At 71.5% G+C, this 1,581-nt stretch carries 2 protein-coding genes and 1 pseudogene; 2 read left to right on the forward strand and 1 reads right to left on the reverse strand.

Going from position 1 to position 1,581, the window contains the following annotated elements; genetic code table 11:
* A pseudogene (locus tag R6V09_RS52690) lies at positions 1-254 on the forward strand (alkaline shock response membrane anchor protein AmaP); the annotation flags it as partial.
* 122 nt (positions 255-376) lie between these two features.
* Positions 377-1,015, forward strand: coding sequence for a hypothetical protein (locus R6V09_RS52695; RefSeq protein ID WP_317888487.1), 639 nt, complete (start codon positions 377-379; stop codon positions 1,013-1,015).
* A gap of 22 nt (positions 1,016-1,037) precedes the next feature.
* On the opposite strand, the gene R6V09_RS52700 is transcribed toward R6V09_RS52695, so the two are convergent.
* A partial coding sequence (locus tag R6V09_RS52700; RefSeq protein WP_317888488.1) for an SDR family oxidoreductase occupies positions 1,038-1,581 on the reverse strand: 544 nt, incomplete at its 5' end.

Raw genomic sequence — 1,581 nt, forward strand, 5'->3', positions numbered from 1 at the left:
TGGAGGGCGTCCTCGCCACCGACGCTGGCGACCTGGACGGCGTGGCCCACGCGCACGTGCGGCTCGCCGGCACCCGCACGGCACCCGAGGCCCGCATCCAGCTCAGCCTGGAACCCCACGTGGACCCCGGAGTCGCCCTCGACCACCTGACGGCCAACGCCCTGGCCCACGCCCGCGACTCGGCGGGCCTGGAGGCACTCCCGACGGAGGTACAGCTGACGGGTGTCAAGCATCGTGCGGAGCGGGTGAGTTGACGGGGCTGTTTTCCTGACGGTTCGCCACCCGGATCGGACCAGTGATGTTCCGTTCGGGCCGGTGGTTGTCTGTTCTGATCATGTCCTCCCGGGGCGGGTGCCGCGCTTATAGCCTCGGGCGCATGGCTGAAGCGAGTAGTGGGGGGCAGCCCGGACCGGCGGGAGACGAGCCGACTCCTGCGGGTGGTTCCGACGGTGTGGCCCCGGCGGATCCCGCCGCGACCGCGCCGGCCTGGACCGAGATCGGACGAGGTGTGGGCGCGCTGCTCACCGTCGTCGCGGCGCTCGGCGGGCTGATTCTCGGCATCAGAGCAGAGCAGCGGGCCGATGAGGCGGAGCGGCGCGCGCCCGAGCTGGACCGGAAGGCCTCCGCCGAGCAGGTCGACTTCTACCGGACGCCGTCCGAGGTCGTCGTGATGAACGGCAATCCTCATCCCGTCCGGATGCGTCTGTTCCTGCCGGACAGGCACCTCTGGTGGGATCTGTACGCACTGGCGCCGTGCAGGCAGATCAAGATCCCCGATGCCGCCCTGCGGGACAGCATGCGTGCTCGATTCCCCTCCGCGCGGTTCACGGACGGCGAACTGGCATCGCTGTGGCTGGAGTTCACGGATCCGGTGGGCAAGACCTGGGTCCGCAGCAGCGGGGGAGCATTGGCCTCCCCCGCGCGGAGTCCCACGACGGGCCCCGTCGGCAGGCTCGTGCTCGGAGAGTCCTGGAACAGAACGTCCCAGGACTCACCCGTGTGCGGTACGTCCTGAAGGGGCCTGGAAACCGGATGGTTCAGAACCCGTGCCGCATCCCACCGTCGACCGGCACCATGATCCCCGTCAGATAGGAAGCCGCCGGCGACAGCAGGAACGCCGCCGCCCGCCCGAACTCCTCCGCCGTCCCGTACCGCCGCAGCGGAATCCGCGACTCGTTGGCCGCGCGGGTGGCCTCCGGGTCTGCGGAGAGGCCGTCCAGCTCGCGCACGCGGTCCGTGTCGATGCGGGCGGGCAGCAGTCCGACTACGCGGATGCCGCGCGGCCCCAGCTCGTCCGCCAGCGACTTGCCGAAACCGGCCAGACCGGGCCGCAGGGCGTTCGAGATCGTCAGCCCGGGGATCGGCTCGTGCACCGAACCGGACAGCACGAAGCCGATGACTCCGCCCGCCTCCAGTTCCCCGGCCGCCGCGCGGGCGAGCCGTACCGCGCCCAGGAACACCGACTCGAACGAGGCCTGCCACTGCGCGTCCGTGGTGTCGGCGACGAACCCGGGCGGCGGCCCGCCGACGCTCACGAGGATGCCGTCGAAGCCCCCGAAGTGATCGCGCGCGGCGGCGATC

Source organism: Streptomyces sp. W16 (assembly GCF_033194735.1).
Classification (GTDB): Bacteria; Actinomycetota; Actinomycetes; order Streptomycetales; family Streptomycetaceae; genus Streptomyces.

Excerpts from the sequence above, each read along its gene's own strand:
- R6V09_RS52695 (WP_317888487.1), top strand. The coding sequence starts at position 377 with ATGGCTGAAGCGAGTAGTGGGGGGCAGCCCGGACCGGCGGGAGACGAG.